The sequence below is a fragment of the Sulfurimonas marina genome (assembly GCF_014905095.1).
Classification (GTDB): Bacteria; Campylobacterota; Campylobacteria; order Campylobacterales; family Sulfurimonadaceae; genus Sulfurimonas; species Sulfurimonas marina.
This window is the reverse complement of record NZ_CP041165.1, coordinates 552,106-575,255: the sequence shown is the minus strand read 5'-3', so window position 1 is coordinate 575,255 and position 23,150 is coordinate 552,106. Positions and strand designations below refer to the sequence as shown.

The 23,150-nt window shown below is 38.1% G+C and carries 26 protein-coding genes; 8 read left to right on the top strand and 18 right to left on the bottom strand.

Annotated elements, in window-relative coordinates:
- Window positions 1-115 precede the first annotated feature (115 nt).
- The 9 genes from FJR03_RS03070 to FJR03_RS03030 all read right to left on the bottom strand — a co-directional run bounded on the left by FJR03_RS03070 (window position 116) and on the right by FJR03_RS03030 (window position 7,011).
- Window positions 116-676, bottom strand: coding sequence for a hypothetical protein (locus FJR03_RS03070; RefSeq protein WP_193114195.1), 561 nt, complete (start codon window positions 674-676; stop codon window positions 116-118).
- Window positions 677-718: 42 nt separating this feature from the next.
- Window positions 719-1,975: a SagB family peptide dehydrogenase gene (locus FJR03_RS03065; RefSeq protein ID WP_193114194.1), complete on the bottom strand. Its 1,257-nt coding sequence runs from the start codon at window positions 1,973-1,975 to the stop codon at window positions 719-721.
- Between the two features lie 3 nt (window positions 1,976-1,978).
- Entirely contained in the window at window positions 1,979-2,281 is a 303-nt protein-coding gene (locus tag FJR03_RS03060; RefSeq protein WP_193114193.1) for a hypothetical protein, read from the bottom strand.
- Window positions 2,282-2,332: 51 nt separating this feature from the next.
- Window positions 2,333-3,037 carry a pirin family protein gene (locus FJR03_RS03055; protein WP_193114192.1) on the bottom strand — a complete coding sequence of 235 codons (705 nt, stop codon included), beginning with the start codon at window positions 3,035-3,037 and terminating at the stop codon, window positions 2,333-2,335.
- Window positions 3,038-3,055: 18 nt separating this feature from the next.
- Entirely contained in the window at window positions 3,056-3,619 is a 564-nt protein-coding gene (locus FJR03_RS03050; protein ID WP_193114191.1) for a YceI family protein, read from the bottom strand.
- On the bottom strand, window positions 3,619-4,080 hold the full coding sequence (locus FJR03_RS03045) for a MarR family winged helix-turn-helix transcriptional regulator (RefSeq protein ID WP_193114190.1): 462 nt from the start codon (window positions 4,078-4,080) through the stop codon (window positions 3,619-3,621). The genes FJR03_RS03050 and FJR03_RS03045 overlap by 1 nt, the downstream gene beginning before the upstream one ends.
- Before the next feature lie 79 nt (window positions 4,081-4,159).
- On the bottom strand, window positions 4,160-4,861 hold the full coding sequence (locus FJR03_RS03040; protein ID WP_193114189.1) for a hypothetical protein: 702 nt from the start codon (window positions 4,859-4,861) through the stop codon (window positions 4,160-4,162).
- Window positions 4,862-4,870: 9 nt separating this feature from the next.
- Complete coding sequence (locus tag FJR03_RS03035; RefSeq protein ID WP_226962166.1) at window positions 4,871-6,043, bottom strand: vWA domain-containing protein; 1,173 nt, start codon at window positions 6,041-6,043, stop codon at window positions 4,871-4,873.
- Window positions 6,007-7,011: an ATP-binding protein gene (locus FJR03_RS03030; protein ID WP_193114188.1), complete on the bottom strand. Its 1,005-nt coding sequence runs from the start codon at window positions 7,009-7,011 to the stop codon at window positions 6,007-6,009. The genes FJR03_RS03035 and FJR03_RS03030 overlap by 37 nt, the downstream gene beginning before the upstream one ends.
- A gap of 166 nt (window positions 7,012-7,177) precedes the next feature.
- Here FJR03_RS03030 and FJR03_RS03025 point away from each other — a divergent pair, with 166 nt between their 5' ends.
- Entirely contained in the window at window positions 7,178-7,621 is a 444-nt protein-coding gene (locus tag FJR03_RS03025) for a DUF6932 family protein (protein ID WP_193114187.1), read from the top strand.
- Entirely contained in the window at window positions 7,618-8,538 is a 921-nt protein-coding gene (locus tag FJR03_RS03020) for a hypothetical protein (RefSeq protein WP_193114186.1), read from the top strand. Before FJR03_RS03025 ends, FJR03_RS03020 begins: the two co-directional genes overlap by 4 nt.
- A 92-nt stretch (window positions 8,539-8,630) precedes the next feature.
- On the opposite strand, the gene FJR03_RS03015 is transcribed toward FJR03_RS03020, so the two are convergent.
- The 7 genes from FJR03_RS03015 to FJR03_RS02985 all read right to left on the bottom strand — a co-directional run bounded on the left by FJR03_RS03015 (window position 8,631) and on the right by FJR03_RS02985 (window position 15,902).
- Entirely contained in the window at window positions 8,631-12,050 is a 3,420-nt protein-coding gene (locus FJR03_RS03015; RefSeq protein WP_193114185.1) for a PAS domain S-box protein, read from the bottom strand.
- Window positions 12,051-12,126: 76 nt separating this feature from the next.
- Complete coding sequence (locus FJR03_RS03010) at window positions 12,127-13,347, bottom strand: vWA domain-containing protein (RefSeq protein ID WP_193114184.1); 1,221 nt, start codon at window positions 13,345-13,347, stop codon at window positions 12,127-12,129.
- On the bottom strand, window positions 13,328-14,335 hold the full coding sequence (locus FJR03_RS03005; RefSeq protein WP_193114183.1) for an ATP-binding protein: 1,008 nt from the start codon (window positions 14,333-14,335) through the stop codon (window positions 13,328-13,330). The genes FJR03_RS03010 and FJR03_RS03005 overlap by 20 nt, the downstream gene beginning before the upstream one ends.
- A gap of 9 nt (window positions 14,336-14,344) precedes the next feature.
- Window positions 14,345-14,533, bottom strand: coding sequence for a hypothetical protein (locus FJR03_RS03000; protein ID WP_193114182.1), 189 nt, complete (start codon window positions 14,531-14,533; stop codon window positions 14,345-14,347).
- 1 nt (window position 14,534) lies between these two features.
- Window positions 14,535-14,975, bottom strand: coding sequence for a GNAT family N-acetyltransferase (locus tag FJR03_RS02995; protein ID WP_193114181.1), 441 nt, complete (start codon window positions 14,973-14,975; stop codon window positions 14,535-14,537).
- The gene (locus FJR03_RS02990; protein ID WP_193114180.1) at window positions 14,965-15,405 is read right to left on the bottom strand and encodes an ankyrin repeat domain-containing protein; all 441 of its coding nucleotides are present in this window, start codon (window positions 15,403-15,405) and stop codon (window positions 14,965-14,967) included. Before FJR03_RS02990 ends, FJR03_RS02995 begins: the two co-directional genes overlap by 11 nt.
- The gene (locus tag FJR03_RS02985) at window positions 15,405-15,902 is read right to left on the bottom strand and encodes a thioredoxin domain-containing protein (RefSeq protein ID WP_193114179.1); all 498 of its coding nucleotides are present in this window, start codon (window positions 15,900-15,902) and stop codon (window positions 15,405-15,407) included. The genes FJR03_RS02990 and FJR03_RS02985 overlap by 1 nt, the downstream gene beginning before the upstream one ends.
- Before the next feature lie 102 nt (window positions 15,903-16,004).
- Between FJR03_RS02985 and FJR03_RS02980 the strand changes: the two genes are divergently transcribed.
- From FJR03_RS02980 to FJR03_RS02955, 6 genes are all read left to right on the top strand, one after another.
- Window positions 16,005-16,394 (top strand): 4Fe-4S dicluster domain-containing protein, encoded by a 390-nt coding sequence (locus FJR03_RS02980; protein ID WP_193114178.1) that lies wholly within the window; start codon window positions 16,005-16,007, stop codon window positions 16,392-16,394.
- Window positions 16,395-16,775: a 4Fe-4S dicluster domain-containing protein gene (locus FJR03_RS02975; protein ID WP_193114177.1), complete on the top strand. Its 381-nt coding sequence runs from the start codon at window positions 16,395-16,397 to the stop codon at window positions 16,773-16,775.
- 95 nt (window positions 16,776-16,870) lie between these two features.
- A complete protein-coding gene (locus tag FJR03_RS02970; RefSeq protein ID WP_193114176.1) occupies window positions 16,871-17,266 on the top strand; it encodes a NifB/NifX family molybdenum-iron cluster-binding protein in 396 nt (131 codons plus the stop codon).
- A 99-nt stretch (window positions 17,267-17,365) separates the two neighbouring features.
- Window positions 17,366-19,261: a sensor domain-containing diguanylate cyclase gene (locus FJR03_RS02965; protein WP_193114175.1), complete on the top strand. Its 1,896-nt coding sequence runs from the start codon at window positions 17,366-17,368 to the stop codon at window positions 19,259-19,261.
- Window positions 19,262-19,313: 52 nt separating this feature from the next.
- Window positions 19,314-20,771 carry a nitrogenase cofactor biosynthesis protein NifB gene (gene nifB / locus FJR03_RS02960; RefSeq protein ID WP_193114174.1) on the top strand — a complete coding sequence of 486 codons (1,458 nt, stop codon included), beginning with the start codon at window positions 19,314-19,316 and terminating at the stop codon, window positions 20,769-20,771.
- 25 nt (window positions 20,772-20,796) lie between these two features.
- Window positions 20,797-21,078, top strand: coding sequence for a hypothetical protein (locus tag FJR03_RS02955; RefSeq protein WP_193114173.1), 282 nt, complete (start codon window positions 20,797-20,799; stop codon window positions 21,076-21,078).
- On the opposite strand, the gene FJR03_RS02950 is transcribed toward FJR03_RS02955, so the two are convergent.
- Complete coding sequence (locus tag FJR03_RS02950; RefSeq protein WP_193114172.1) at window positions 21,075-22,280, bottom strand: NAD(P)/FAD-dependent oxidoreductase; 1,206 nt, start codon at window positions 22,278-22,280, stop codon at window positions 21,075-21,077. The genes FJR03_RS02955 and FJR03_RS02950 overlap by 4 nt on opposite strands.
- Before the next feature lie 130 nt (window positions 22,281-22,410).
- Window positions 22,411-23,136 carry a Rieske 2Fe-2S domain-containing protein gene (locus tag FJR03_RS02945; protein WP_193114171.1) on the bottom strand — a complete coding sequence of 242 codons (726 nt, stop codon included), beginning with the start codon at window positions 23,134-23,136 and terminating at the stop codon, window positions 22,411-22,413.
- Between the last annotated feature and the right edge of the window lie 14 nt (window positions 23,137-23,150).

Below are 23,150 nucleotides of genomic sequence, written 5' to 3'. Positions count from 1 at the left end.
TGATTTGATGAAGTGGTATTAATAGAGGAATGTTGTTTTGGAAATTGTGAAGTTACAGGAGATAAAAAGCTTACCCCTGAACCTCTTAGATCTATGACAAAAATGTAGATTTGGTTTACACTGCACCCATAAGTTGTTTAGAACTCTCACCGATCAGCTCACACATTGCATCGTATGTTTTTTGAGCATCAGTTGTATCGTTATCAACAACTTCGTCGAAAAGTGTCTCTATTTTCTCTTCAGCACTTAGTTTTTTCATATCACCTTTTTCAAGATCAACTAATTCTAAGATCTCGTTCCAAACAGAACTTTCATCAAGTGGATACGCCGTAAATGTTACCCCTTCATACTCAAATGTACCGCTACCGTCTAAGTCTGTTACATAAAGTACATATACACCTTCAGGTGAAAAGAACTCTTTATATTTTGCATACATAGGAGCAAAGTCATTAAAACTGTCAAGCTCACATGTAAGAAACTTCATTTTTTCATCATCACATACCATGATCACTTGTTTAGCCTGAATCTTAGGAGGAAGTTTTCTATCCGGTGAAAGTTGTTTCCCCTCTTCAACTATTAAAGCACCTCTGTACCCTTCTAGATCTCCAACTGCACCGTTAAATGATGGCTGCCAAGCTAACTCGTTTGCTTTTATGTACTCTAAAACTTTAGACATTGTAATCCTTTTTTTTTCTAAAAAACATACATTTATTATTCCCTAGCGACCAATTGCTAGCATATATAAAATATTGTTCTTCGTCTGCAAGAACTCCTTACACTCATCATCATAATAAGCTCCGATCCCGCTGCATCCAATTCCTAAAAGTTCAGATTTCAGATAAATAATATGGGCAAGGAATCCACTTAAGATATTCACTTTTTGGTATTTCTGTACTTCATTGGAGGTGAAGTAAAATGTCACACCGCTTGCACCGCCTAAGTTTTGCTCAAGTGCTAAGTATCTGGACTTATCTTTAAAGTCACCCTCACGTAAAAGTTCTCCGTTTTTATAAAGACCCTGTGTGTAGTTTTTAACTAGATGGGCTGTATAAAAGATATCTATTCCATGCTGCTTTGCAAAAGAGAAGATTCCTTCTAGAATTGTTAAAAACTCCTCTTTTTCAAGTTCTAAAGAACAAAATGCACGAATCGATCTACGCTTTACGATCGCCTGACGTAATTGTTCTTTTGGGATATTTATAAAAAAAGATTCAGGAGTGAAACTCTCATCGCTGTACACTGCACCCTCTTTGTAAGCATTTTGTATAAACTCGTTTGTCTCAAAATAGTCACATCCGCTTACAAACGGCAGGTTTTGTCTTAGTTTCTGAACAGCTGTATCTGCTTTTTCCCCGCTTCTAACTCCGCAGGTAAAAAATTCATCCTCTCTAAAACCAAAGAGTTCATTTAAAGCAAGTTTGTCAAAATCAAAAACAAACTCCCCCTCTTTTCCCATAACACACAAGGCTGCATAGATGCTTCCCAGTTGATGTCCCGCATCTAAAAGTACATAGCGGATTGCTCTGTCGTGATACTTCCAAGAGCTTCTAAAATATACACTTGAGATTAAAAACACAAACCCTTTTTGTTTTTGCTGCTCTTTAAAACTCTCCTCTACACCGTCACGCTCAATCTCCTGTAAAAGAGTTAATATTCCTCTTTTTGGTTCATAATGGTATATACCGTTTAGCAGCCCTTTGACGGAACGTATTTGAATGTAGACTTCACAAGGAAAAAGTCCTCCTGCACTCGGGACACTTCTTAGATGATACACCCCGTCTGGGTAGTTTTTCTCAAAAGTGATGCCCCCAATGAGACCTAAATCTTTGAGTTCATCATAGTCGTCAATCTCAAAACGCTGATAAAAATGGGGATATATTTTCGTGTTAGAGGGTTGGCTTCGCCAATCTAAAAAGTTTGCATTTTTACGAATGCTTATGTAAGAGTGTTTCGTTTGTTGATGATAAAGAGGCATAGATTACTGCTCTTTTTTATAACGTTTTGTAAGTCTGCAAAAATCATAAAAATCACTGAGCATCAAGTAGCGCATCTCGACATCTTCAAACTTTTTCAGCAAGCCGAGATTCCCTTTGAGATAATTTCTGACATCGTTTTGAAACTCTTTTGGAAACTCTAACTTCTCCTCTTTCAAAGAGGAAAAGCACTCTAAAAAGTCATAAAAAGCTTTTGTTACGATCTTCGCTTTTGTTTCAGACTTATCTGTTAAAAAGTCCGTAGTTTCTTCAAACGACTGGCAGATATTATGTAAACACTCATTCATTTTTAGCCTCTATAAATGTAGATTTATAAAAGCTTTATACATAAAGTGTACCTACCCTTTTGCCATCTCTATAAATAAAAAGTGGGTATCGCTGAGTGCTTTGATCTCTAACGAAGTTTCATCTGTGCATTCACAAGCATCGTGGGCATTTAACTCTAAGCCGTTTAGAGTTAATTCTCCTTTAATCACAACAAAATAGACCTGACGATCTTTTTGCAGCTCAAAGCTCAGTGTTTTTCCTTCACCAAGTTCACTTACATACATATTTACATCTTGATGCAGTTTTATTTTTGCATCTGAATTTTGTGAAGAGACGATACGAAGAAGTTTGTTTTCCCGCTCCTCTTTAGAAAATTTATGGGAACCGTAAAGAATAGGCAGGTTATGTTTTGGGGGCAAGATCCAAATCTGTAAAAGTTTTAGCTCTTTACTTGGGTGATTGTTATACTCGGCATGGAAGATTCCGCTTCCCGCACTCATATACTGCACCTCACCCGCTTTTAAGGTCTCTTCGTTTCCCATAGAGTCTTTATGTGTTATCTCACCCTCGGTAACATAAGTAACTATCTCCATATCACGATGCGGGTGCATATCAAACCCGCTTTGCGGTTTAATCACGTCATCGTTAAGGACACGTAAAACTCCAAAGTTTCTGTTTTCATGGTTTATATACTCTGCAAAGGAGAAATGAAACCTGCTTTGCAGCCAACCTTTGTCTGAGAAGAACAGTTCCTCTTTTGCTATTTTGTTAAGCATCACATCTCCTTTTACAGATTATTTTTCTAAAATCCCCTCGATACTTACTTCCATTTTTACTGTATCGCCAACAAGGACACCGCCTGTTTCTAAGACTTTATTCCATTTTAAACCAAAATCTTTTCTATTGATTTTACCCTCTAGTATCATCCCCGATCTTGTTTGTCCCCAAGGGTCTTTTAATACACCTGCGAACTCATAATCAAGTACGACATTTTTTGTTACATCTTTGATGGTAAGTTTCCCGTACGCTTTATCTCCTGCTACACTATCAAGAACAAACGTGATTTTCGGATATTTTGCCACATCAAAAAAGTCTGCTGAACGCAGATGTTCATCTCTCTCTTTTTTATTGGTATTTAGAGATGCTGCTTCGATCACCCCTTGCAGAGCCGTTACTTTGTTATCTTCCACTTCAAATGAACCGTCAAATTTTTCAAATTTTCCCGCTACATTGCTGATCATCATATGTTTTACTTTAAAGATTACGTTTGTATGAGCCGCATCTACTTTAAACGTTGCACCAAATAAAACACTTGTCCCTAACATTGCTACTACAAAAGCTGCAAATAACTTTTTCATCATTTATCCTTTAAGTCGTTTTTCTGAACTTTTCTCAGGAGTTTACAGAGTGTATCTAACTCTTCATCACTCAAAACACTCATCTTTTTTTCAAGGTTTTGAATATGATCCGGAAATAGACCCTCTAAGATATCTCTCCCTTTTTGTTCAATAGACAAAAGAGTACTTCTTTTATCTTTTTCATTTCTAATAGAAGTGATCCAACCGTCACGCTTGAGATTTTTCACCACAACGGTAATGTTTCCCGGTGTAGAGAGTGTTAGTTTCGTAATCTCCCCAATGGAAAGATCACCGCGATGGTAAAGTACTTCTAAAACCTTAAACTGATTGTACGTAAGACCGTGTTCTAAAAAGAATTTTGCCTCATCGGAAGCAATCTTGTTTTGTGTACGATGCAACTGAAAAACAGTTCTGAGAACTTTGTCTTGATGTTCTCCGTATGATTTAATTTTTAATTTCATCACTCAGCCTTTGAAAAATTATACTACTAATTAGTACTAATATCTTATAAATATTACTAACTAGTATTATATTATAATTTTAGATTAATTTTTTGGCTAACTTTTCAAGACTCTTTTTTTGTAAGATGTGCAGATCACATTCATCAAGCCATTCCATCGCCTGATTATAGTAAAACTCTAAAACTATTGGTGAGAGATGCTCTTTTTGGGGAAGCAGCTTTTCGATAAACTCTTTTACCTCTCCCGAATCAAACTCCTCAAAATTTTGCAGCTTTTCATAGAAAGCCTGCATAAAAGGATCATCTATAAAATCTTTTGCTTTTTCCAAAAAGAGTGTCGCTTCATACTCGTTGGCAACAATATCGTTCCATTTTCGCCCGTTTATAAGCTGATCGACCGCTACATCAATATACATAGGCACCATCTCTAGCACTTTGTTCAGCTCGTTAAAGTCGTTGTCAACCAGATCGCGAAAGAGCATTCTGGAACGATTGCGTATCTTTTTACGCAACTCGTCATCTTCGATCACATCTTTGTGCAGAAGACAAAAACGCTCGAGTGCTCCTAAGCGGGAGTGATTAAATGCCATGATTGAGACAAGGGGATGTTTGTCTTTGATCTGATCGGCATGTGAGCCTGAAGGTCTGCAAAATGCCCAGTAGAGTCTCGCTTCAAAATCTTCGTGGTTTATATATTTTTTATCACCCAAAGCCTCAAACTCCTCTTCATCTTTTAGTGCTTCCACTTCCTCTTTGTAACTCAAATTAAATAGTTCTTCCATCTGTTTTTCCTATAGAATTAAAAGTTTTCTTCCAAAAGGGATTCGTGCCCGCCCGCTTGAAAGTGCCCATAGAACTTCATACGATGGTGGTATGCGTGGGAATATCCCCTCCCCGTCTGTAAAATATAAGAGCATTGTACTCATTGGCAGGTTTTGCTCCACATAGTCAAAAACTACACGATAGTCGGTTCCCCCACCACCCGTGAGTTTAAAGTCCAACTCATCCGCACCTACAAAAGTGTAATGGTGATGCACTTTTGCATCAGCTATTAAAAGCTCAATCCGAATTGAGGGAAAGTTTTGCATAATAGATTCAAATTCAGATTTGAACACTCCTAAAAGCGACTCATTGATCGAGCCTGAAGTGTCGATCGCAACTATAAGCGAGAGTGTATCGCTGGCAAGTGAAGGAAGAGCGACTCCGCGATAGAGATGTTTTTTGTTTGGCGGCATAAAGGCATAGTTATTTCTCATATGGCGGTTGATCGCATTGTAAAGCTCAAACCTCCAGTCTATGTCGTTTGCCACCATCTTTTTTGCAAAACGATCAAACCCTGAGGGAAGGAGAGATTTTTTCTGGGCTACCTCTTTTGCCAAAGTTGCCGCGTAGTCCCACTCCTCTTCCTCTTTTTCGCTTGGATTCTGCTCTATCCGTTTTATTCTGCTAAAGAAAGAGTATTCGTTTTTCCCGCCTGTCACCTCATCTAGCACGTCAAGGTCATCGTACAAACTCACACCGTCGGCTATAAGCTGTTTTTTGAGTTCCTCATAGATCTCTTCGGCGTACATATTTTTAAATGCTTTGTCGTAATTGACACCACGAGGAAGTTTGAACTTATTTTTTACAAGCATATTGTTGATCGCATAATCAGTTGCGAGTTGCCAAAGTGCCCCGCGGCGTCCAAGCTTTCTCTGTTTATGTGCAAGTACATGGTGCATCACCGCATTTGTCAGTATGAACTGTAACTCCTCGATCGAACAACTTTCAATAAACTCGGAGTTATAAAGAAAACGGACTCCGTTACTTGCATAGTGAGTAACTTTCTCGCTGACCTCATGCTTCAGACGTGATGCCAACATCCCAAAATACGGATGTTTATTTATAAGCTGACTTTTTGCTTTTGTAAGGAGTTCTTCGGCAATCATTATGTATGCAGTATCTTTGTAAAATTTTTGCTCCACAGCGCCCAGTTACTCAAATAATCCAGCTCTATGTTACGCCCGCGCAGGTCTTGAACGATCATGATCGCAAACTCTGCCGGGAGATTTAGCGTATATGCTAAGAGATTATTTAACTCTTGTGAACGTGTTTCGTCATCTATGCGCATCGTTAGTGCAGTTGAAAGGATATGTAAAGCCGATGTTTCCGCAGGAACCTCTTTTGATTCACCTGCTAAAATAGCTTCAATATCAGGTAGTGATTTCTCAACCGATAAAAATCCTAAAAACGAAGCTGCCAGATCTTCACCGATCGCACCGCTAAGCATCGCTAAAAGGAGATCATCTTCCGGCTCACTTTCCAAGATCTCATTTACATATTCCCAAGTTCTAGGAGTTGCAAACGCTTTTGCTTCTGCATTTGCACCAAAAGTAAAAAGTGCATCCGGTCTGTAAGAGATAAAAGCGATAATAGAATGACGAAGATTTGAGTTTTGCGCCCAAGTTTTCCAGTCCTCTACATTTGACTCCATATCTAAGTGGATAAAACGGTTTGCAAGGGGTGCCGCCATACGAAACACAACACCGCGATCGCTCTCACGGTTCCCTGCCGCTACAATCGCCCAACCATCAGGAAGTGTGTACTCTCCAACTTTACGATCTAAGATCAGCTGATATGCAGAAGCCTGAACCATAGGAGCTGCCGTATTGAGCTCATCTAAAAACAAAATTCCCGAAGAGTTTTCATCTGTCGGTAAAAAAGAGGCAGGTGCCCAAACAGCTTTGTCATTTTTAGCATCAAAAAACGGGATACCTCGTAAATCTGTCGGATCAAGCAGTGACAAACGAAGATCGATGTACTCCAACTCTTTTTCATTTGCGATCTGTTTTACGATCGAAGACTTCCCAATCCCAGGAGGCCCCCATACAAACATAGGCACCTTTCGATCAACAAGATGGGCAATAGCTCTTTTGGCACTTTGTGGATTCATACATCACTCCTTTAATAAAGAGGTATGTACAAGTTTTGTGCCGAAGGTATAATTTATCATCTAAATTAACATTTTTAGTGTTTACTTATTTAGCTAGTATCAAGCTAATCTGTATATAATGTTAGTTGAATAAATAGTTAAACTTTATACACTTAGGTATTAAAATATGGATGCAACACCTCTATTAGAACCAGGTCTACACAATTTTGAATTAGGTGAAATTGGAAATCACTTTTTACAAGATTTTCCTACTTCAAATACAAGACCTAGTTTAATTCAAAATTTAAGTACCTATATTGATTATTTATCTAATATAGGTGTCCCTATTGAATTATGGATAGATGGTTCTTTTACAACACAAAAAATTGATCCAAATGATATTGACTTAGTTATTTTTTCACCAGCAGCTATTCTAAATGAATTACCAGAAGAGAAACAAAAGAATTTTCAAGTACTAACAGACAGGGAAACAATAAAGCAAGAATTTGGCTTAGATGTACTATTTTGCCCTGCAGAAGACGAGAATATGAGAAGTTATTGGCGTGGTTGGTATGGATATAATCGGAATGAGCAACCAAAAGGTATAGCTCGTATTATGGTGAACAAATGAGTAACAAATATATAAGAAAAGCATTAGAAGCAAAAAAGTTTTATGATCAAGCTATAAAGCAAGCGAAAAGTGGTAATTTTGCTTATAAACTAGCTGCAAAATCCTTTGAAAGTCATTTAAATGAATTATCACAAATAGAACTAACTTCTAAAATAAATCCAGCATATGAAATGTTAGATTTTAGAGTTAAAGCTACACATTTAAAGACAGGAAATGCTCCTTTAGACTTAGTAGCAAAATTAACAAATGAAATAAGAAAAACTATTGGTTATGCTGCTCTTCGACTTATGAAAGGTGGCATAAACAAAAAAAGAATTCCAAAATATCTTTTTCAAGACTTAGACCTTCGTCTGGAGGGGATATTACCAGGTTCATCACGTTTTATAATTTCTGCTGCTGCCAAAAGGGACTTATTTGATGATGGGTTAAGTAAAGGTGCAATTGAACGAGTATTTTCTGTTCTTTCTTCTTTAGGTCAAGGAGAAGAATTCCTTAGTTCAATAAATGACTTAGGGCCATCAGGTGCAAAAAGTTTAAGAGAATTATTAAAACTTATGAAGCACCATGATGCTGAACTAGAATTAACATGGAAATATTCTGGTGAAGAAGTAAAAAAATGGAAAGGTAGTAAAAAAGATATAGAATCCGTGACTTCATCCCTTGAGGTAACTGAAATAACTGAACAAGAAAAGATTGTACTGCATGGTACAATTGAACTTTTAAGTAAACGAGAAAGAATTGATCTCAGAATAAATGATAATAAATTAATAAAAGTTCTATATCCTAAAAGTGCATTGTCAATGGTCAGCGAACTACATTTGGAACAAGAAGTTTCATTATATTGTCAGGTAACTGAAACAGAAAATCCCTTGACAAATGAATCATCAATATTCTATGAATTATTAGAAATTAGATGAAAACTAGTATAAGTAGTCTTACTTATATCAAACTTTATATCAAAACCTGTTCACCCTATCATCCTAAAATACTTTTATACATGCCCTTCCAATCAAGAAGAGTGCATACTTGACTCAGTGTTAAATGTAAATTTCTTTTTATTAAAAAGTTTCATGCAGGCATCTACCACCGCAGTGTCATAGTGTGTGCCCCTACCTTTTACAACCTCATCAAGAGCCAGTTGAATTCCAAGTGCCGAGCGGTAAGGACGATGCGAAGATATAGCTTCGATCACATCCGCTACGGAAATGATCTTTGCACCTAACAAGATCTCATCAGCTTTAAGTCCCTGAGGGTACCCCGAACCATCCATATGCTCATGATGTTGAAGAACATACTGTGCAATAGGCCAAGGGAAATGTACATCCTTGATGATATCGTAACCCGCTTGCGGGTGTGTCTGGATCAACATAAACTCAATATCTGTAAGTCGTCCAGGTTTTGCAAGAATCTCCGCGGGGATGTGAATCTTTCCTAGATCGTGAATGATAGCCGCAAATCTAATCCCCTCTATCTCATCCTGATCAAGTCCCATCTCCTCAGCAATTGCTACTGCCAGTTCAGCAACACGTTTTTGATGACCCGCAGTATATGGATCGCGTGACTCTACCGTTGCCGAAATAGCTAAAATTGTCTGCTCCAATCCTTCACGTAATATCTCTTCATGCTTTTCACTTGCAGCACGCGTACGCTGGTTTTGAATTCCATAGGCGAGATCATTAGCCAACTCTTCAAGTAAATGGATCTCCTCTTCATCAAAAGACTCCTCTTGTGATGAATATATACTAAGCGCTCCAAAAGGCTTTTTCCCATCAAAAAGCGGCAGAGAAATGTGTGAAACATATCCATGTTCCATTGAAGCCTCTCGCCAGTTAGGACAGGTAAGAGGGTCTGAAATATCTCTGAAGATCTGCGTTACCCCTTCACGAACGGCTGCTCCTGCAGGAAGGATACCTTTTTCCATCTCCTTCCAACACAGATCATTAAGCCAGTACTCTTCACCGCTAAAACCATGCCAAGCAACAGGATTAAGACGTTTCTCCGGACCATCTTCCGCATAATCAACAACAGCAAGGCTATAACCGCCCGTTTCAACGATCACTCTGGTTACCTCTTTAAGTAACTCATCTTCGCTGGTTGCATGTACAAGTGCCAAGTTCCCGGCCGAGAGTGTTTTTAAAGCACGGTTTGCCCTATTGATTGCAGATTCGGATGCTTTGCGTTCACTTATGTCACGAATGATCCCTATAGCTCCCCATCCATCTTTACGAAGTATGGAAGACATAGAGAGTTCAACAGGAAATTCCGTACCGTCTTTTTTTATAGCTGCAAGTTCTACAGTCTTGCCAATGGCCGCACCTTCACCCGTATGTTGAAACTCTTTGAACCCTTTGAGGTGAGCATCCATAAAACGCTCCGGTGCTATCAAGTTATGAAGATTGGTTCCAACTGCCTCATCTGCCGAGTAGCCAAGTACCCGTTCTGCTGCTTCGTTCCAGTAAGATATATCTCCTTTTGCATCTATCATCAAAATCGCATCCTGCGCAGAAGCAGTAATAGTACGGAATTTTTCCTCACTCTCTTTTAGATGCTCTTCCGCCTCTTTTCGTTCGCTAATATCGCGCGCAATAGATAGTAAGTAAGGGTGTCCAAGATTGTTAAGCGATAATGAAATTTCTACAGGAAACGTGCTTCCATCACGGCGCTTATGTACACTCTCAAAAGTTAGATTTCCCTCTTTTTGTATCTTCTCTTCGATCGATTTACTAACCTCAGGGGTCACTGTAGGATCGATATCATAAATAGTCATCTCAAGCAGTTCTTCACGACTATAACCGAGTTCACGGCAATTAGTTTCATTTACGTCAAGCAGTTTAAGCGTACCCGGTTCTATAATTTCAACAGAATCTTTAGAATGTTCGAAAAGTGTATGAAACAGTTCTAAACGTTCCTGAGTTTTTTGCTGTTCAGTAACATCCATACCTATAGCTAGCAGCCCCTCTGTTCTCCCTTTAGCATCTTTGATCGTTTTACTATACCATTCAATATGAAGCTCTTCTCCTGAACGTGTCAGCATAGTATCAATCTGCCCCTGACTATCGAGCTCATTAATCGCTTCTAGAAAAATCTCTTTGGTCTTCTCTCGGTTTTCTTCGGGTAAAAATATTGAGAACCATTCCTTCCCCTGTACCTCTTCAAGAGGATAACCGCTAATCTGCTCTGTGTAACGATTGTATTTTACGATGTGTCCTGTTTGATCAAGCAATAAAACAATTACGGGAGCCGTATCGATCAGCCTGTTTGAAAAATCTCTCTCCCTTTCTAACTGCAGTTCCATCTTCTTTCGTTTGGTCATATCAAACCCGATGCCGATAATCCCTTTTCCTTTAGGGGTTGTGATCCGTTTACTTGTAAACTTGTAGTCACGTACACCCTCTATTGTCATCAGTCGCGTTTCTACGATGCTGTGTCCAACCTCAAGGGTCTCTTCAATTTTCCCTGCAATTTCAGTACGATCTGCTTCATGTATAAAAAAGAGAGCCTCACGATGTTTTAACTCTTCAGGTGTCATACCGAAAAGCGTTTCTATCTTGTTGTTCCAACGTTCAAGTTTTCCCTCACCGTCAAGTAAAAAGAAGACATCGGGAATACTCTCAATAATCTTATCTGAAAACCGTTTTTCACTGCGTAAGAGGTCCTCCATCTCCTTACGCTCTGTTACATCCCATACCAACGAAATAATTGAGTCCATATCGGACAGCGGAATATTTTGTGCCGATATGTAAGTTGTCTTTTCCCCTTTACGAGTCAGAGGAACATCACTCCAGCGCATACATGTCGGCTTACCGCTTTTACAATCTTCAAGTACCTTTTTCTTAATTTTTTCTCGGAAATCTGCATCTTCATATGCCGCCGTCCAAAAATCATCCGGATTTTTTAATGCCTCTTGTGTCGTACGGTAAAGTTTTGGAAAATTGTCATTCATATAGGTAAATTTTACCTCTGGATGAACAGTATTTACGGCAACACCTATGGGAAGGTTATTGAGTACCGTCTTAATAAACTTTTCATTTTGTTTGAGTTTCTCTTCGTCTGCCTGCTCTTTAGTAATATCTTGCAAAACATGAATCGAATAACAATATTTCCCTTTTTCATCAAATATCGTGTGAGAACGGGAACGGTAAAGAGTACCGCCAACCAAAATATCCTCTTCATGTTCATCAGTACTATCATTATGTATGCTTGAGTAACAAGCTCTCAAAGGGGCATCTAATTTTGGGAAGATCTTGAAATAAGGCTGAGAGATAATCTCCTTAAACGGAAGCTCAGCCAGATGCTGATATGCGCGATTACAACGAAGGATCCGATATTCATGATCATGAACGAAAATAGCATCATCCAAAACATCTAAGGCACTGACCCATTCGTGTAGGGCCTGCTCAATCTGTTGCGCATTTGTGACTTCCATCATACTCCCTGTGAAACATCTGATTAATCATATTATATCACTATTTTCTACAAGAAGAAGAACTATTTTTTAACCCTGCTTATACCAAAAACTCTATCACCCTTCCATACTGTTCAAACTTCCGAAGATTCTTTTTCTCATTAAGTACAAAAAGTGTTTGAGAGACAAGAGCTTCGCTTATTTCAAATTCCCCGTCACTAAGTACTAAAAGCAAATCGTTTGAGCGGATATCTGTAGTTTTTAGATAACGCAGTACTGCGTCAAAATTTGTCCCACCGTCGCTTTTGGGGATATGCCAGTCAAGACTCTCCAATGAGGAAAAGCTGTCAAAACTGACGATCAGCTCCTCTTTAACTGAAATATCAAAAGGGAGTATCTGTACTTTGTACTCGTAAAATCCCTCGCACACCTCGGCAATCACCCCTAAAAACTTTTTATACTCCTCCATTGAAACACTCGACGAGCTGTCAAGGGCTACAATTATCTCAAGTTGCTCTTGCTGTTTTTTTGTCCCTGGAAGATAAAGTCCTAAATGGGCAAAGCGTTTATTTGGTTTTGAAAATGTTGACTCTTTCTCAAAAGTTGAAATGACCAGATACTCTTTTAACACATCGTAAAAGCTGATTTCAGGTTTTATGAGGGTATCTATCTCAACCAGCATTCCACTGTAGTCGGTTCTGTTTTTTTGTGCTATTGAGAGCGCTTGAATAATGATGCCGTTTAATTTTTCCAGCTCACCGCTTGATGTTTTTTCATCTGCAACCTCTTGAATATCCTGCTTACTCTCATCGTAGATATGCGCTTTTAGTTTCCCCTTTTCATCTGGAGTCACCTTCGCTTCATTATCCTCTTTCTCTTCGCTTGCACCTTCATTTTCATCTTCTTGCTCTTTGTAGAGGATCTCATAAACTTCCTCTACACATTTATCTTTGAGCGTTTCATCAAAAATCTCATCTTGGGGCATTGAGCCGACATCTTTAAAAGTGGAGAGAGTATTATTCACAACAATGTCACAACTCTGGTTCCACAGCTTTAACTCTCTTGTTTTTTGTCTGTAAGGGTGTTTGAGTACTATATGCAAAAGTGTATGGGCATACAAATATGTAAGTTCATCTTCGCTGTATTTATCCAGTTTTTCAAGATCGACTGTTATCGAAATCCCGTCTGTCTCAAAAGCACTTTTGCTGTTTGAAGCGAAGATAGTGGGGATAGAGAGTGCTAAGACAGATAAAAAGGGATGATGGAAGAGAAAGTGGATCCGAGCTTTTTGAAAAAGTTCTTCATATGATGAAGTTTTCATACTTCTCAAGCCACTCTTCAAAGCTCTCTAGCTCAGCGATAGTTTCATCCTTCACAATAAGGTCTTTGATCAGCATCACATTAAACTCAACCGGCAGTTTTTTTGCATAAGTGAAGATGTTGTCTCCATGCTCAGCCATTTGATATTTTTCTATCAAAGCTGCGCACAGGGCATAAAGAGCACTCGGTTCACTCGGAACCTCTTCACTCTCACCTGCTAAAATAGCATCAATGTTCGGCAGGGTTTTGTAGACTTTGACAAACGAGATAAACTCTATCCCTGCGCCATAACCTACCGTACCGTGAATAATTGAGCTGATAGCACTTAGATCTTTTACCGAGTAAAGAATGTTGGAGAGCATACTCCAAGCCCTAGGGGTTGCAAAAGCAGGATTTGCCTCTGTCGCACTAGGAATCTGCGTACTTAAAAGATCGGGACGGAATCCTAAAAAACCGATGATGTACGGGTGGATCTTATTTTGAATACCCCAAGTTTTAAACTCGTCATATTTTGCTTCTAAAACAATATGCACCATTCTGTTGATCAAAGGTGAAGGTAGTTTGAAGACAATCCCCTTATCGTCTATCTTGTTCCCCGCACAGATGATCCGCCACCCTTTTGGCAAGACATACTCCCCGATCTTGCGATCGAGTACAAGCTGATAGATAGCAGCTTGAACAGAAAGGGGTGCAGAATTCAATTCATCTAAAAAGAGTATCCCCTCCGAGTTCTCGTCATCGGGTAGAAAAACAGGAGGCATCCATTTTGTCTGCTCATTTTGAATTGAGGGGATACCTCTTAGATCTACCGCATCTAGTTGAGATAGTCTGATATCGCGGATACCCAGATCATTTTTTTGCGCCAGTTCGTTGACAATGTAGGACTTCCCTATTCCCGGACTACCGTGAATAAAAACGGGTGTATCGGTTTGAATCAGCAGTTCTAGCTGCTTATACAGCTCAGATACCCCAATGGCAGGTGTTACCATCTAAACACCTTATGAAAGTTTCACATCTTTTAAAATCAGCACTAAACCGTCATTCATACTATTGATACGCTCAATAATCTTTTGACGTTCCTCTTCAGCCAACTTAAATCTGCTCTCTATAAACTCATAAATTGCCACACTGTCTGAATAGATGTTTTGCAGTAAGTCTACTTTGATTTTATCTTCCACTTTTCCCATTTTAAACCCCTTTTCTAAAAACTACCATCTGAGAGTGTTTCATCCCATGTTTTTTGTACAGTTTATGTGCAATGCTATTATCTGCATCACTCAAAAGCGTCACTCTTTTTAACCTTTTCTGTTTTACATATTGCATAATATGTTCCAAAAGCGCATTTCCCACACCTAGACCTCTATAATCGGACTCTACGATCATATCTTCGATAATGCCCACTTTTCCGCCGAGTGCTGTTGAGTAACTAAAAAGAATACTAACCATACCTACAATTTTGTCCTCTATTTTGTAGACAAAGATACGCCCTATCTTTTTATTCTCAAGGATCTTTTTGAGTGCTTTTTTATGCAGACCCTTTTTGTACACAAACTCTTTTTCCTGCGTAAAAAGCTCTTTTAACAACAGCTCTAAACTGTCTAGATCTTTTTTCTTCGCTTTATAGACCATTTTTAAGAGCCTTGTAGATTGAAGGTGTAGCCGCCAAATCTATCGCCTTAAATCCATCAAGATTTTCTATCTCTGTTTTTGCACCGTATTCCAACAAAAGTTTTACCATATCCAGCTTCCCTGCACTCGCACTATACATAAGAGCAGTTACACCGTTGTCATTTGTACTGTCTAGTTGGATACCCGCTTTTACCAATAGCTCTACACATTTGTAATCCTGCCCGAAACATGCATTCCAAAGTGCCGTATTGCCGTCAACATTGCGTAGCTCTAACTCTGCTCCAGCTTTTATAAACTCAGAAGCGATTTCACTTTTTGCTTCCCTTACCGCTTTCATAAGTGCAGAGTTGCCGTGCTTGCCGACCTTGTCTATCACCTTTGGATCGTAATCGTTTGCAACCATCCACTCTATTGTTGTTTCGCTTAACATTACACACCCATCCAGTTCTCATGCGTATGCCCTTTTTTCTTGAAACTGATCGCACTCTCTAACTCTTTGTCTAAAACCTGTAAATTAAATTCACTTACAAGATCATCTAAAACCTCTTTGTAAACAATCTCTCCATCTTTGTTAATAATAAAAACAGACTTTGCACAGGTTGTGTCATCTATATTTACCCCGTATTTAAGTGAGAAATCTTTAAAATCGTATGCACACATAGAATCATCGTAACTATTCTCAAGTTCCGAAGAGGAAACTACATATATATTTGCTTTTTCTTTATGTTTATTTATCACTTCTAAAAGTGAACCGTTTAGATCGTAACTGTTGCTGAGAGTTATCATACACTGTACTTTATCAGCCATCATCCCGATCACTTTTGTCTCACCGTTTAACATCTTTACTCTTGCAGCAGGAGCTTCGCCCCCGATATGACGCTCTTTTTTTTGTAGCTCTAACTTTCTACCGTTTACAACAACTTCCAAAATACCCCTCCAAATGTTATTTTATATAGATATACAAGTAGCATACCCTTAGAGGGAACACTATCTGAATAGATAAAACTAATTATTATTAAAGGAGCTATTATGGCAGTTATGATTACAGAAGAGTGTATCTCTTGTGACGCTTGTGCACCTGAGTGCCCGGTTGCAGCAATTTTAGATGAAAACAATGAAAAAAATCCTCAAGATTCTTTCTTTTATGTAAAACCTGAGAGTTGTGTTGAGTGTGTAGGTCATGCAGATGCACCTCGTTGTGTTGAAGCGTGTCCTACTGAGGGTGCGATCGTTTGGGATATGCCTTATACAAAAGAGTATAACGACTATTGGCAAGCTGGTCAGGATGCTGGAACATACAACATTCGTGTACATAAGAAAAAAGGTCTTATGCTTCCTGAGCAAAAAGAACAACCTTTTATCGCTGATGTTTCAATGAGCGATAGAGAATCTAATGCAAATATCGGTCGCTGGGCATAAATGTCTGTCTATATAACCGACCTTTGTATTAACTGTGATGCTTGTATAGAGGAGTGTCCCGCTACTGCTATAGTTAGTGCAGACGAATCCCCTCTTGCTGATGGTGAGTATACATATGTTAAACCTGAAAAATGTATAGAGTGTGTAGACACTACTGTACCAAAATGTGCCGATGTTTGTCCGACAGAGGGATGTATAGTTTGGGATATGCCTTACATTCCAGACTATGATGAGTACTATATCCAAGGCCAAGAGGCTGGAAAATACCTCATCAGAACACATAAGAAAAAAGGTTTGCTCTCCCCGGCAAACCAACCACGACCTTTCCGTGATTCTATTAGCTTGACTCAAAGAGCCGAGTCAATGGCTGTAGAGGTATAAAAAGAGGGTTTTTCCGCCTCTTTTTATAAAGAATTTCTAAACAAAATTAGTGCTACAATATTTAAATTTAAAATCAAAAAATCAAGGTAAATATAATGAAAATAGCTATTCCAGTTAAAGATGATTCACTAACTTTTTTCGGCAATGCAGGACACACTCCTAAGTTTGCAATTTTTACGATGCAAGGCGGAGGGATGTTTAAATCTTTCACTTTAGATGAGATCAAAAACAATCCAAGAACAGACCTTGACCACGACCATGATGACGAAAATCATGTATGTGATCACGATCATGATGATGCAGAACATATTGCACAGCATGACAAAATGGGTGTAGTGTTAGATGAATGTGACTACATTGTCGTAAACCGTGCGTGTAAAAACACTGCAAATACGATGAAGAACCACGGTGTTTCAATTGTAAAATACACTGGGAACTCTCATGATGCAAATGCTATTCTTAAAGAAGTGGCAGGAAACTTCACTCTTTAAAACTTCGTAACTTTAATATCATATAGGATTCATAAGCACTTGAATCCTATAAGCTTTTGTAAACTCAAATTTGCTATACTTGGCAAACAAGGGGTTTCTATGAATATTCAAAAACTTTTTTTAAATCCTAAAATCATTCTGCCTCTTACTTTTTTAATGCTTGTAAACATAACCGTTGGGATAACCGCTTACATTTATGCAGACAAAAATGAACAGCTCTCTTACACTCTGGCATTTAAAAACCTTGAAGCGATTAACAATATAAAAGAGCATAAACTCAAACTTTTTTTCAAACACAGACTTCAAGATATAAACACATTGGCACACAACAATGATATTTTAGAAATATCCAAAGATGGTATGAAGGATACTTCTTATATTTCGATCTTTTTAAATGAGTATGAATACAGCGATCTTTTACTCCTTGATCCAAAAAATTCAAAAATAACCTTTAGTGCGAAGAACCATTCTCTTATTGGTAAAGAGGTCACTTCACAAAGTTTTTCTAATTCAAATATTGCAAAGCTTTACAAAAATGTATTAGAAACAAATAAAACCAATATTGCAGATACAGAGTTTTCAGTTTTTAATAAAGAGAACCCGTATCTCCTTTTTGCAACCCCTGTCAGAGAAGGAAAGAAACTCTTAAATATTTTGGTTTTGGTTATGCCTGTTAATGTTATTGATGAGATCATATACTTTAGAGCCGGTATGGAAAAAACTGCTGAGAGTTATCTTGTAGGTTCTGATCATCTTTTAAGAAGCAGTTCTTATCTCAAAAAAACATTCAATCTAAAAAACTCTTTTTTAGAACCGCAAAAATATAAAATAGATACAAAAGCTGTTAAAGAGGCTTTAGAGGGAAACAGTTCCCATAACATTATTAAAGATTACAGAAATGTTGATGTACTTTCAGTATACAAACCTTTTCAACTGAACACGCTTCAGTGGGCACTTATCTCAGAACTTGATGAAAGTGAACTCATAGAGCATTACACAAATATTCGCTACGACATAATGTTATGGAGTATATTTACATCACTTGCCATTACTATTATTGGCTATCTGATAATTATGAAGATATTAAAAGTAAGTGTACTTACCCCACTGCAAAAAAGTTATAAGCGTGCAAAAGGTTTTGAAGATATTATTAAAAATTCACTCAATGAGATTTACATCTTTAATCCGAAAACACTTAAATTTAGCTATGTTAACAGCAGTGCCATAGAAAACTGCGGCTATAGCTGTGAAGAGTTTTTAGAGATGACTCCTTTGGATATTAAACCAAAATTTGATGCAGATCTTTTTGCTCAGATCATTAAACCCCTTTTGAAAAAAGAACTTGAGCAGATCTTTTTTGAAACAAAACATAGAAGAAAAGACGGCACCTTATACGATGTTGAGATTCAACTGCAATTGATGCATATAGGCAACAGTGACAAATTTGTTGCATTCATTCAAGATATCACCAAACGAAATAAGGCGATCAAAGAGAAAGAGAAGTTTTACAATATTGCTACACACGACTATTTAACTAAAATTTACAACAGACAGATGTTTGATGATCTCTATAAACGCGAATTTAACTCTTATCGCCGTTACCAAACACCTATGAGTTTAATTCTGTTTGATATTGACAATTTTAAAAATATTAACGATACTTTTGGACACGATGTCGGAGACAAAGTACTAACCGAACTTGTAAAGGTTGTAGATAAAAATGTCAGAGAAACTGACATTTTTGCACGTTGGGGTGGTGAAGAGTTTGTAATTTTAATGAGAAGAACAACTCTTGATGTTGCATATGAAAAAGCTCAGCATATTTGTAAAACAATTGCAGAACATACAATTGAAGGTGTCGGACAGATTACATGTAGCTTCGGTGTAGCCGCTCCTAGCGATAAAGAACATCCTCTAAGTATCTTCAAAGATGCTGACCTTGCTTTATACAAAGCAAAAGAAAACGGTAAAAACAGAGTAGAAAAAAGCTCTTAAGGAACAGTTTTTGAAACTCTAAGCCTAATAAACAAACGGCAAAGGAGTTTTCATGAGTTGTTCAACTGGAGGATGCGGTACGTCACCAGATATGGGATTTGATCCAAACAATCCCGAAGCTATGGCTATCCAAGAAAAGATCAATAATCACCCGTGTTATAGTGAGGGAGCTCACCAACACTATGCAAGGATTCACGTGGCGGTAGCTCCGGCATGTAATATTCAATGTAACTACTGTAACAGAAAGTATGACTGTTCAAACGAATCTCGTCCGGGAGTAACAAGTTCTAAACTGACACCTGAAGAGGCTGTAAAAAAAGTACTTTATGTCGGTGGTGACATTCAACAGCTTTCTGTTGTAGGTGTTGCAGGACCGGGTGATGCACTGGCAAACCCTAAAAAGACATTTGATACATTTAGAATGCTTCAAGAAAAAGCACCGGATCTTAAACTGTGTCTTTCAACAAACGGTCTTCGTTTACCTGACTACATCGATGAGATCGAAAAATACAATGTTGACCACGTAACTGTAACGATCAACACTGTAGATCCAACCGGTGAGATCGGTTCTCAGATCTATCCATGGGTACACTGGGATCACAAAAAAATCTGGGGTCCTGAAGGGGCAAAACTTCTTTTAGAGAAGCAACTTGAAGGTATCCGTATGCTTACTGAGCGTGGAATCCTTGTAAAAGCCAACTCTGTTTTAATCCCTGGTATTAATGACAAAGATCTTCCAAATGTTGCTAAAAAGCTAAAAGAGATGAATGTATTTTTACACAATATTATGCCACTTCTCTCTTCTCCTGAGTTTGGTACAAAATTTGGACTTGACGGAGTTCCTAGTGCAACTGACCAAGAAACAATGGCGGCTCAAGAAGCATGTGGAATGGATATGAAACTTATGAGCCACTGTCGTCAGTGTCGTGCGGATGCAGTAGGTCTTATCGGTGAAGACAGAGGTGAAGAGTTCACTAAAGATGTATTTATGAACATGAGTTTTACAGCACTTGAAGATAAGTACAACATCGAAGCTCGTTCGAAAAAACATGAGATGATTGAGACTTGGAGAAGTCATCTTGAAGAAGCGAATAAACGTATTAAAATTGAGCAGGCTGCTAAAGAGCAACTAAGCTCAAACGGTGAGACAAAACTTATCGCTATTACAACTGCCGGTGAAGGTATGATCAACCAACACTTCGGTTCTGCTCAAGAGTTCCTAATCTACGAAGCAGGTGACAAGGCGATCAAATTTGTAATGCACAGAAAAATCGAGAGTTCTTACTCAGGTGCAGATGTTGCCGAAGATTATAACCCGATCGAAGAGATCAAAACAACACTCAAAGATGTAGATGTACTTCTTACTGCAAAAATCGGGGAGTGTCCTATGAACGACTTAAATGAGATCGGACTTATCTGTGATGACAGCTATGCAAACGAGCCAATCGAGATCTCAGTTCACGAAGCTGCTAAAAAATACTTCTTTAACAACGAGCAAGAGTTAGGGTAACTCCCTGCTCTTGAAAGCTAGAAAAATGAAAAACAATCCCACCATCGTACTACTAAACGGTTACGGTCCAATATCCATAAACAATGAACTACTGGAGCTCTACCCCGTGACAACTTCACACGGAGCAATAGGTTTTCCATTAAAATCTCTTAGAGCTGAGAATGTAACTATTGTTACAAATATCATCAACTTTTGGTCTTTGTCTAAAAAACTAAAACCTGAAAATATGTGTTATTTGTATGCTTATGACGGGTTGCATGATAAAGATTTAGAGAAGATAAAAGCAAATAATATTCAATACCTTTAGAGATTTTCCTTCTCTAAAGATGTACGCTTCATAAATCCTGTATTGAGTCGTAATTTTAAACCTATGTAGTAACTTTTCGTGATCAGTTTTTTCAAGATGTAAGCAAATTTTCCCTTCACTTTTATAAAACTAAACAACTCACCCACTGCATAGTAACCGCCAAGTGCAACAAACACACCGTCCACTTTTGCTTTAAAGGGCTGAAGCTCTTTTTCTTCTAACAGTTTTAAAATCGATTTTGCAACATACTCAGCACTTCTCTCGGCAGTTTGTGCAGTAGGTGGTAAAATATTACCGCTCTTACTTGTCAGTTCAGCACAATCACCTATGGCAAAAATATTTTCATCTATACGCAAAGTATCGTTACAAATATACTGCCCTATTCTGTTTGTTTGCACCTCTTTGTCCATCTCGATTGTATTGGCTATGATTCCACCCGTAAAGATCATAAATGTGTACTCAAGCTCTGTTTTATCTTTAAAGTAGATCGTATCTTTATCCACACTGTCAATGAAACTATTAGTAATTATTTTTACACCTAATTCTTCAAGTCTTTTTTGAGTGTTGTTAATAATATATTCACTCATTCCAGGAAGTATTGTCTCACTGGCATCAATAAGATATATCTGCAGTTCTTGTGCAGATTCCCCTATACTTTTTGTTTGTCTTGCAACTACGTCTGCCATCTCGGCTGCAATCTCAACACCGCTCAGTCCCGCTCCGCCGATTGCCAGATTCATCAACTTTCCGTGCGATTTTTCCTCTACAAGCTTTTCATAGAGCAGTTTCTCAAAAGCTGTTCTAAAACCGTGAGAGCGAAACAGTTTTTTTACACCGAAACCGTATTGGTCCAAACCGCTTATCTGTTTAAAAAAGTTTGTTCTCGCCCCGCTTGCAATGATCAGATAATCAAAATCATATTTTCCATTCTCTGTTTGAACATTATTGTTTCTCGAATCGATAAAAGTTACTTTTTCTTGTATAAAATTAACTCTATTTTTAAATCCGTGACACCAGTTTTGCAGATCGAGTGCAACATCGTGCAAATCAAATCTCCCTGCAATATATCCGTATGCTTCAGTTTGTAAATAATGGTAAGAATTTTCATCAAAAAGGTAAAGTGATACCTCTTTATTGTTTGCTAAATTTTCAATAGCCCGCAAACCGCCGTAACCCGCACCAATAACTGCAACTTTTTTCACATACGTTCCTTATAAAATCTGCGAAATTATAGCCCAAAAAACATTATGTAAAATAAAAAGGATTTGTGTGAGTGTATTGTATGAAGAAAAAGGCAGAGTCTTATAATACTCCACCTTTGTATGAATTCTTTTAGTATTGAATTATATCTTTTGTAAATTCTGCTAAAGTAACAACTTGAGCAGTCTCTTTTACTTTTTTCTTTGCTTTTCTAGCTCCGCCGTACTGCTCTTTGAGTTCAGACTTGAACGCTTTAAAAAATTCATGGAACTTGTCTGAACCGAGGACACCGACTGCCCAAAGAGTATCATCATCATGATGCTCCAATACTATACTTGCAAGAGGTTGTGGTGCAGGTCCACTTATCACTTTACACCCTTTATTAGCATCATATGCTGAAAGATGTGAGCCGCAGACCATAACACCCGTTTGTTTACAAGCCATAGTTTTTTGACCCTTCTTTTGGTAAGAGATAAAAGACTCATTTTTATGAACATGTGTCATCTGATGACTACATATAGAGCTATACGCTACTATATTTCCTTTTTTCCCTATACCGCCTTTCCAGATATACTCTTCACCGCTTTCACTTTTCAGTGTAACATCTGTCTCTGTTTTTTCCGGTAAAGCTATTAGAAATGAACTTACTCCTACATACGGATAGTTAAATATGTAGTTTTCTTCCTCTAGAAGTTTTGAAGCTAAAATAGGATTACCCTTAGCATCAACCAACTGAACTTTATTGTATGTTTTATACAATCTGCCATCATCAGCTCTTAAGTCTGTAGTTATAAGAGATGGAGCGACTATCACCGCTCCAACCCCTGCAACTACTTTGAAGAACTCTCTTCTTTGCATTAATACTTCTCCTT

Bases quoted from the DNA above. Each gene is read 5' to 3' on its own strand.
- FJR03_RS02980 (WP_193114178.1), top strand. From the start codon at position 16,005: ATGGCAGTTATGATTACAGAAGAGTGTATCTCTTGTGACGCTTGTGCA.
- FJR03_RS03045 (WP_193114190.1), bottom strand. From the start codon at position 4,080: ATGAAATTAAAAATTAAATCATACGGAGAACATCAAGACAAAGTTCTC.
- FJR03_RS03010 (WP_193114184.1), bottom strand. From the start codon at position 13,347: ATGAAAACTTCATCATATGAAGAACTTTTTCAAAAAGCTCGGATCCAC.
- FJR03_RS02970 (WP_193114176.1), top strand. From the start codon at position 16,871: ATGAAAATAGCTATTCCAGTTAAAGATGATTCACTAACTTTTTTCGGC.
- FJR03_RS03055 (WP_193114192.1), bottom strand. From the start codon at position 3,037: ATGCTTAACAAAATAGCAAAAGAGGAACTGTTCTTCTCAGACAAAGGT.
- FJR03_RS03065 (WP_193114194.1), bottom strand. From the start codon at position 1,975: ATGCCTCTTTATCATCAACAAACGAAACACTCTTACATAAGCATTCGT.
- FJR03_RS02945 (WP_193114171.1), bottom strand. From the start codon at position 23,136: ATGCAAAGAAGAGAGTTCTTCAAAGTAGTTGCAGGGGTTGGAGCGGTG.
- FJR03_RS03060 (WP_193114193.1), bottom strand. From the start codon at position 2,281: ATGAATGAGTGTTTACATAATATCTGCCAGTCGTTTGAAGAAACTACG.
- FJR03_RS03030 (WP_193114188.1), bottom strand. From the start codon at position 7,011: ATGAATCCACAAAGTGCCAAAAGAGCTATTGCCCATCTTGTTGATCGA.
- FJR03_RS02955 (WP_193114173.1), top strand. From the start codon at position 20,797: ATGAAAAACAATCCCACCATCGTACTACTAAACGGTTACGGTCCAATA.
- FJR03_RS03070 (WP_193114195.1), bottom strand. From the start codon at position 676: ATGTCTAAAGTTTTAGAGTACATAAAAGCAAACGAGTTAGCTTGGCAG.
- FJR03_RS03020 (WP_193114186.1), top strand. From the start codon at position 7,618: ATGAGTAACAAATATATAAGAAAAGCATTAGAAGCAAAAAAGTTTTAT.
- FJR03_RS03040 (WP_193114189.1), bottom strand. From the start codon at position 4,861: ATGGAAGAACTATTTAATTTGAGTTACAAAGAGGAAGTGGAAGCACTA.
- FJR03_RS03015 (WP_193114185.1), bottom strand. From the start codon at position 12,050: ATGATGGAAGTCACAAATGCGCAACAGATTGAGCAGGCCCTACACGAA.
- FJR03_RS02975 (WP_193114177.1), top strand. From the start codon at position 16,395: ATGTCTGTCTATATAACCGACCTTTGTATTAACTGTGATGCTTGTATA.
- FJR03_RS03000 (WP_193114182.1), bottom strand. From the start codon at position 14,533: ATGGGAAAAGTGGAAGATAAAATCAAAGTAGACTTACTGCAAAACATC.
- FJR03_RS03025 (WP_193114187.1), top strand. From the start codon at position 7,178: ATGGATGCAACACCTCTATTAGAACCAGGTCTACACAATTTTGAATTA.
- FJR03_RS02995 (WP_193114181.1), bottom strand. From the start codon at position 14,975: ATGGTCTATAAAGCGAAGAAAAAAGATCTAGACAGTTTAGAGCTGTTG.
- nifB (WP_193114174.1), top strand. From the start codon at position 19,314: ATGAGTTGTTCAACTGGAGGATGCGGTACGTCACCAGATATGGGATTT.
- FJR03_RS02990 (WP_193114180.1), bottom strand. From the start codon at position 15,405: ATGTTAAGCGAAACAACAATAGAGTGGATGGTTGCAAACGATTACGAT.
- FJR03_RS02965 (WP_193114175.1), top strand. From the start codon at position 17,366: ATGAATATTCAAAAACTTTTTTTAAATCCTAAAATCATTCTGCCTCTT.
- FJR03_RS03005 (WP_193114183.1), bottom strand. From the start codon at position 14,335: ATGGTAACACCTGCCATTGGGGTATCTGAGCTGTATAAGCAGCTAGAA.
- FJR03_RS03050 (WP_193114191.1), bottom strand. From the start codon at position 3,619: ATGAAAAAGTTATTTGCAGCTTTTGTAGTAGCAATGTTAGGGACAAGT.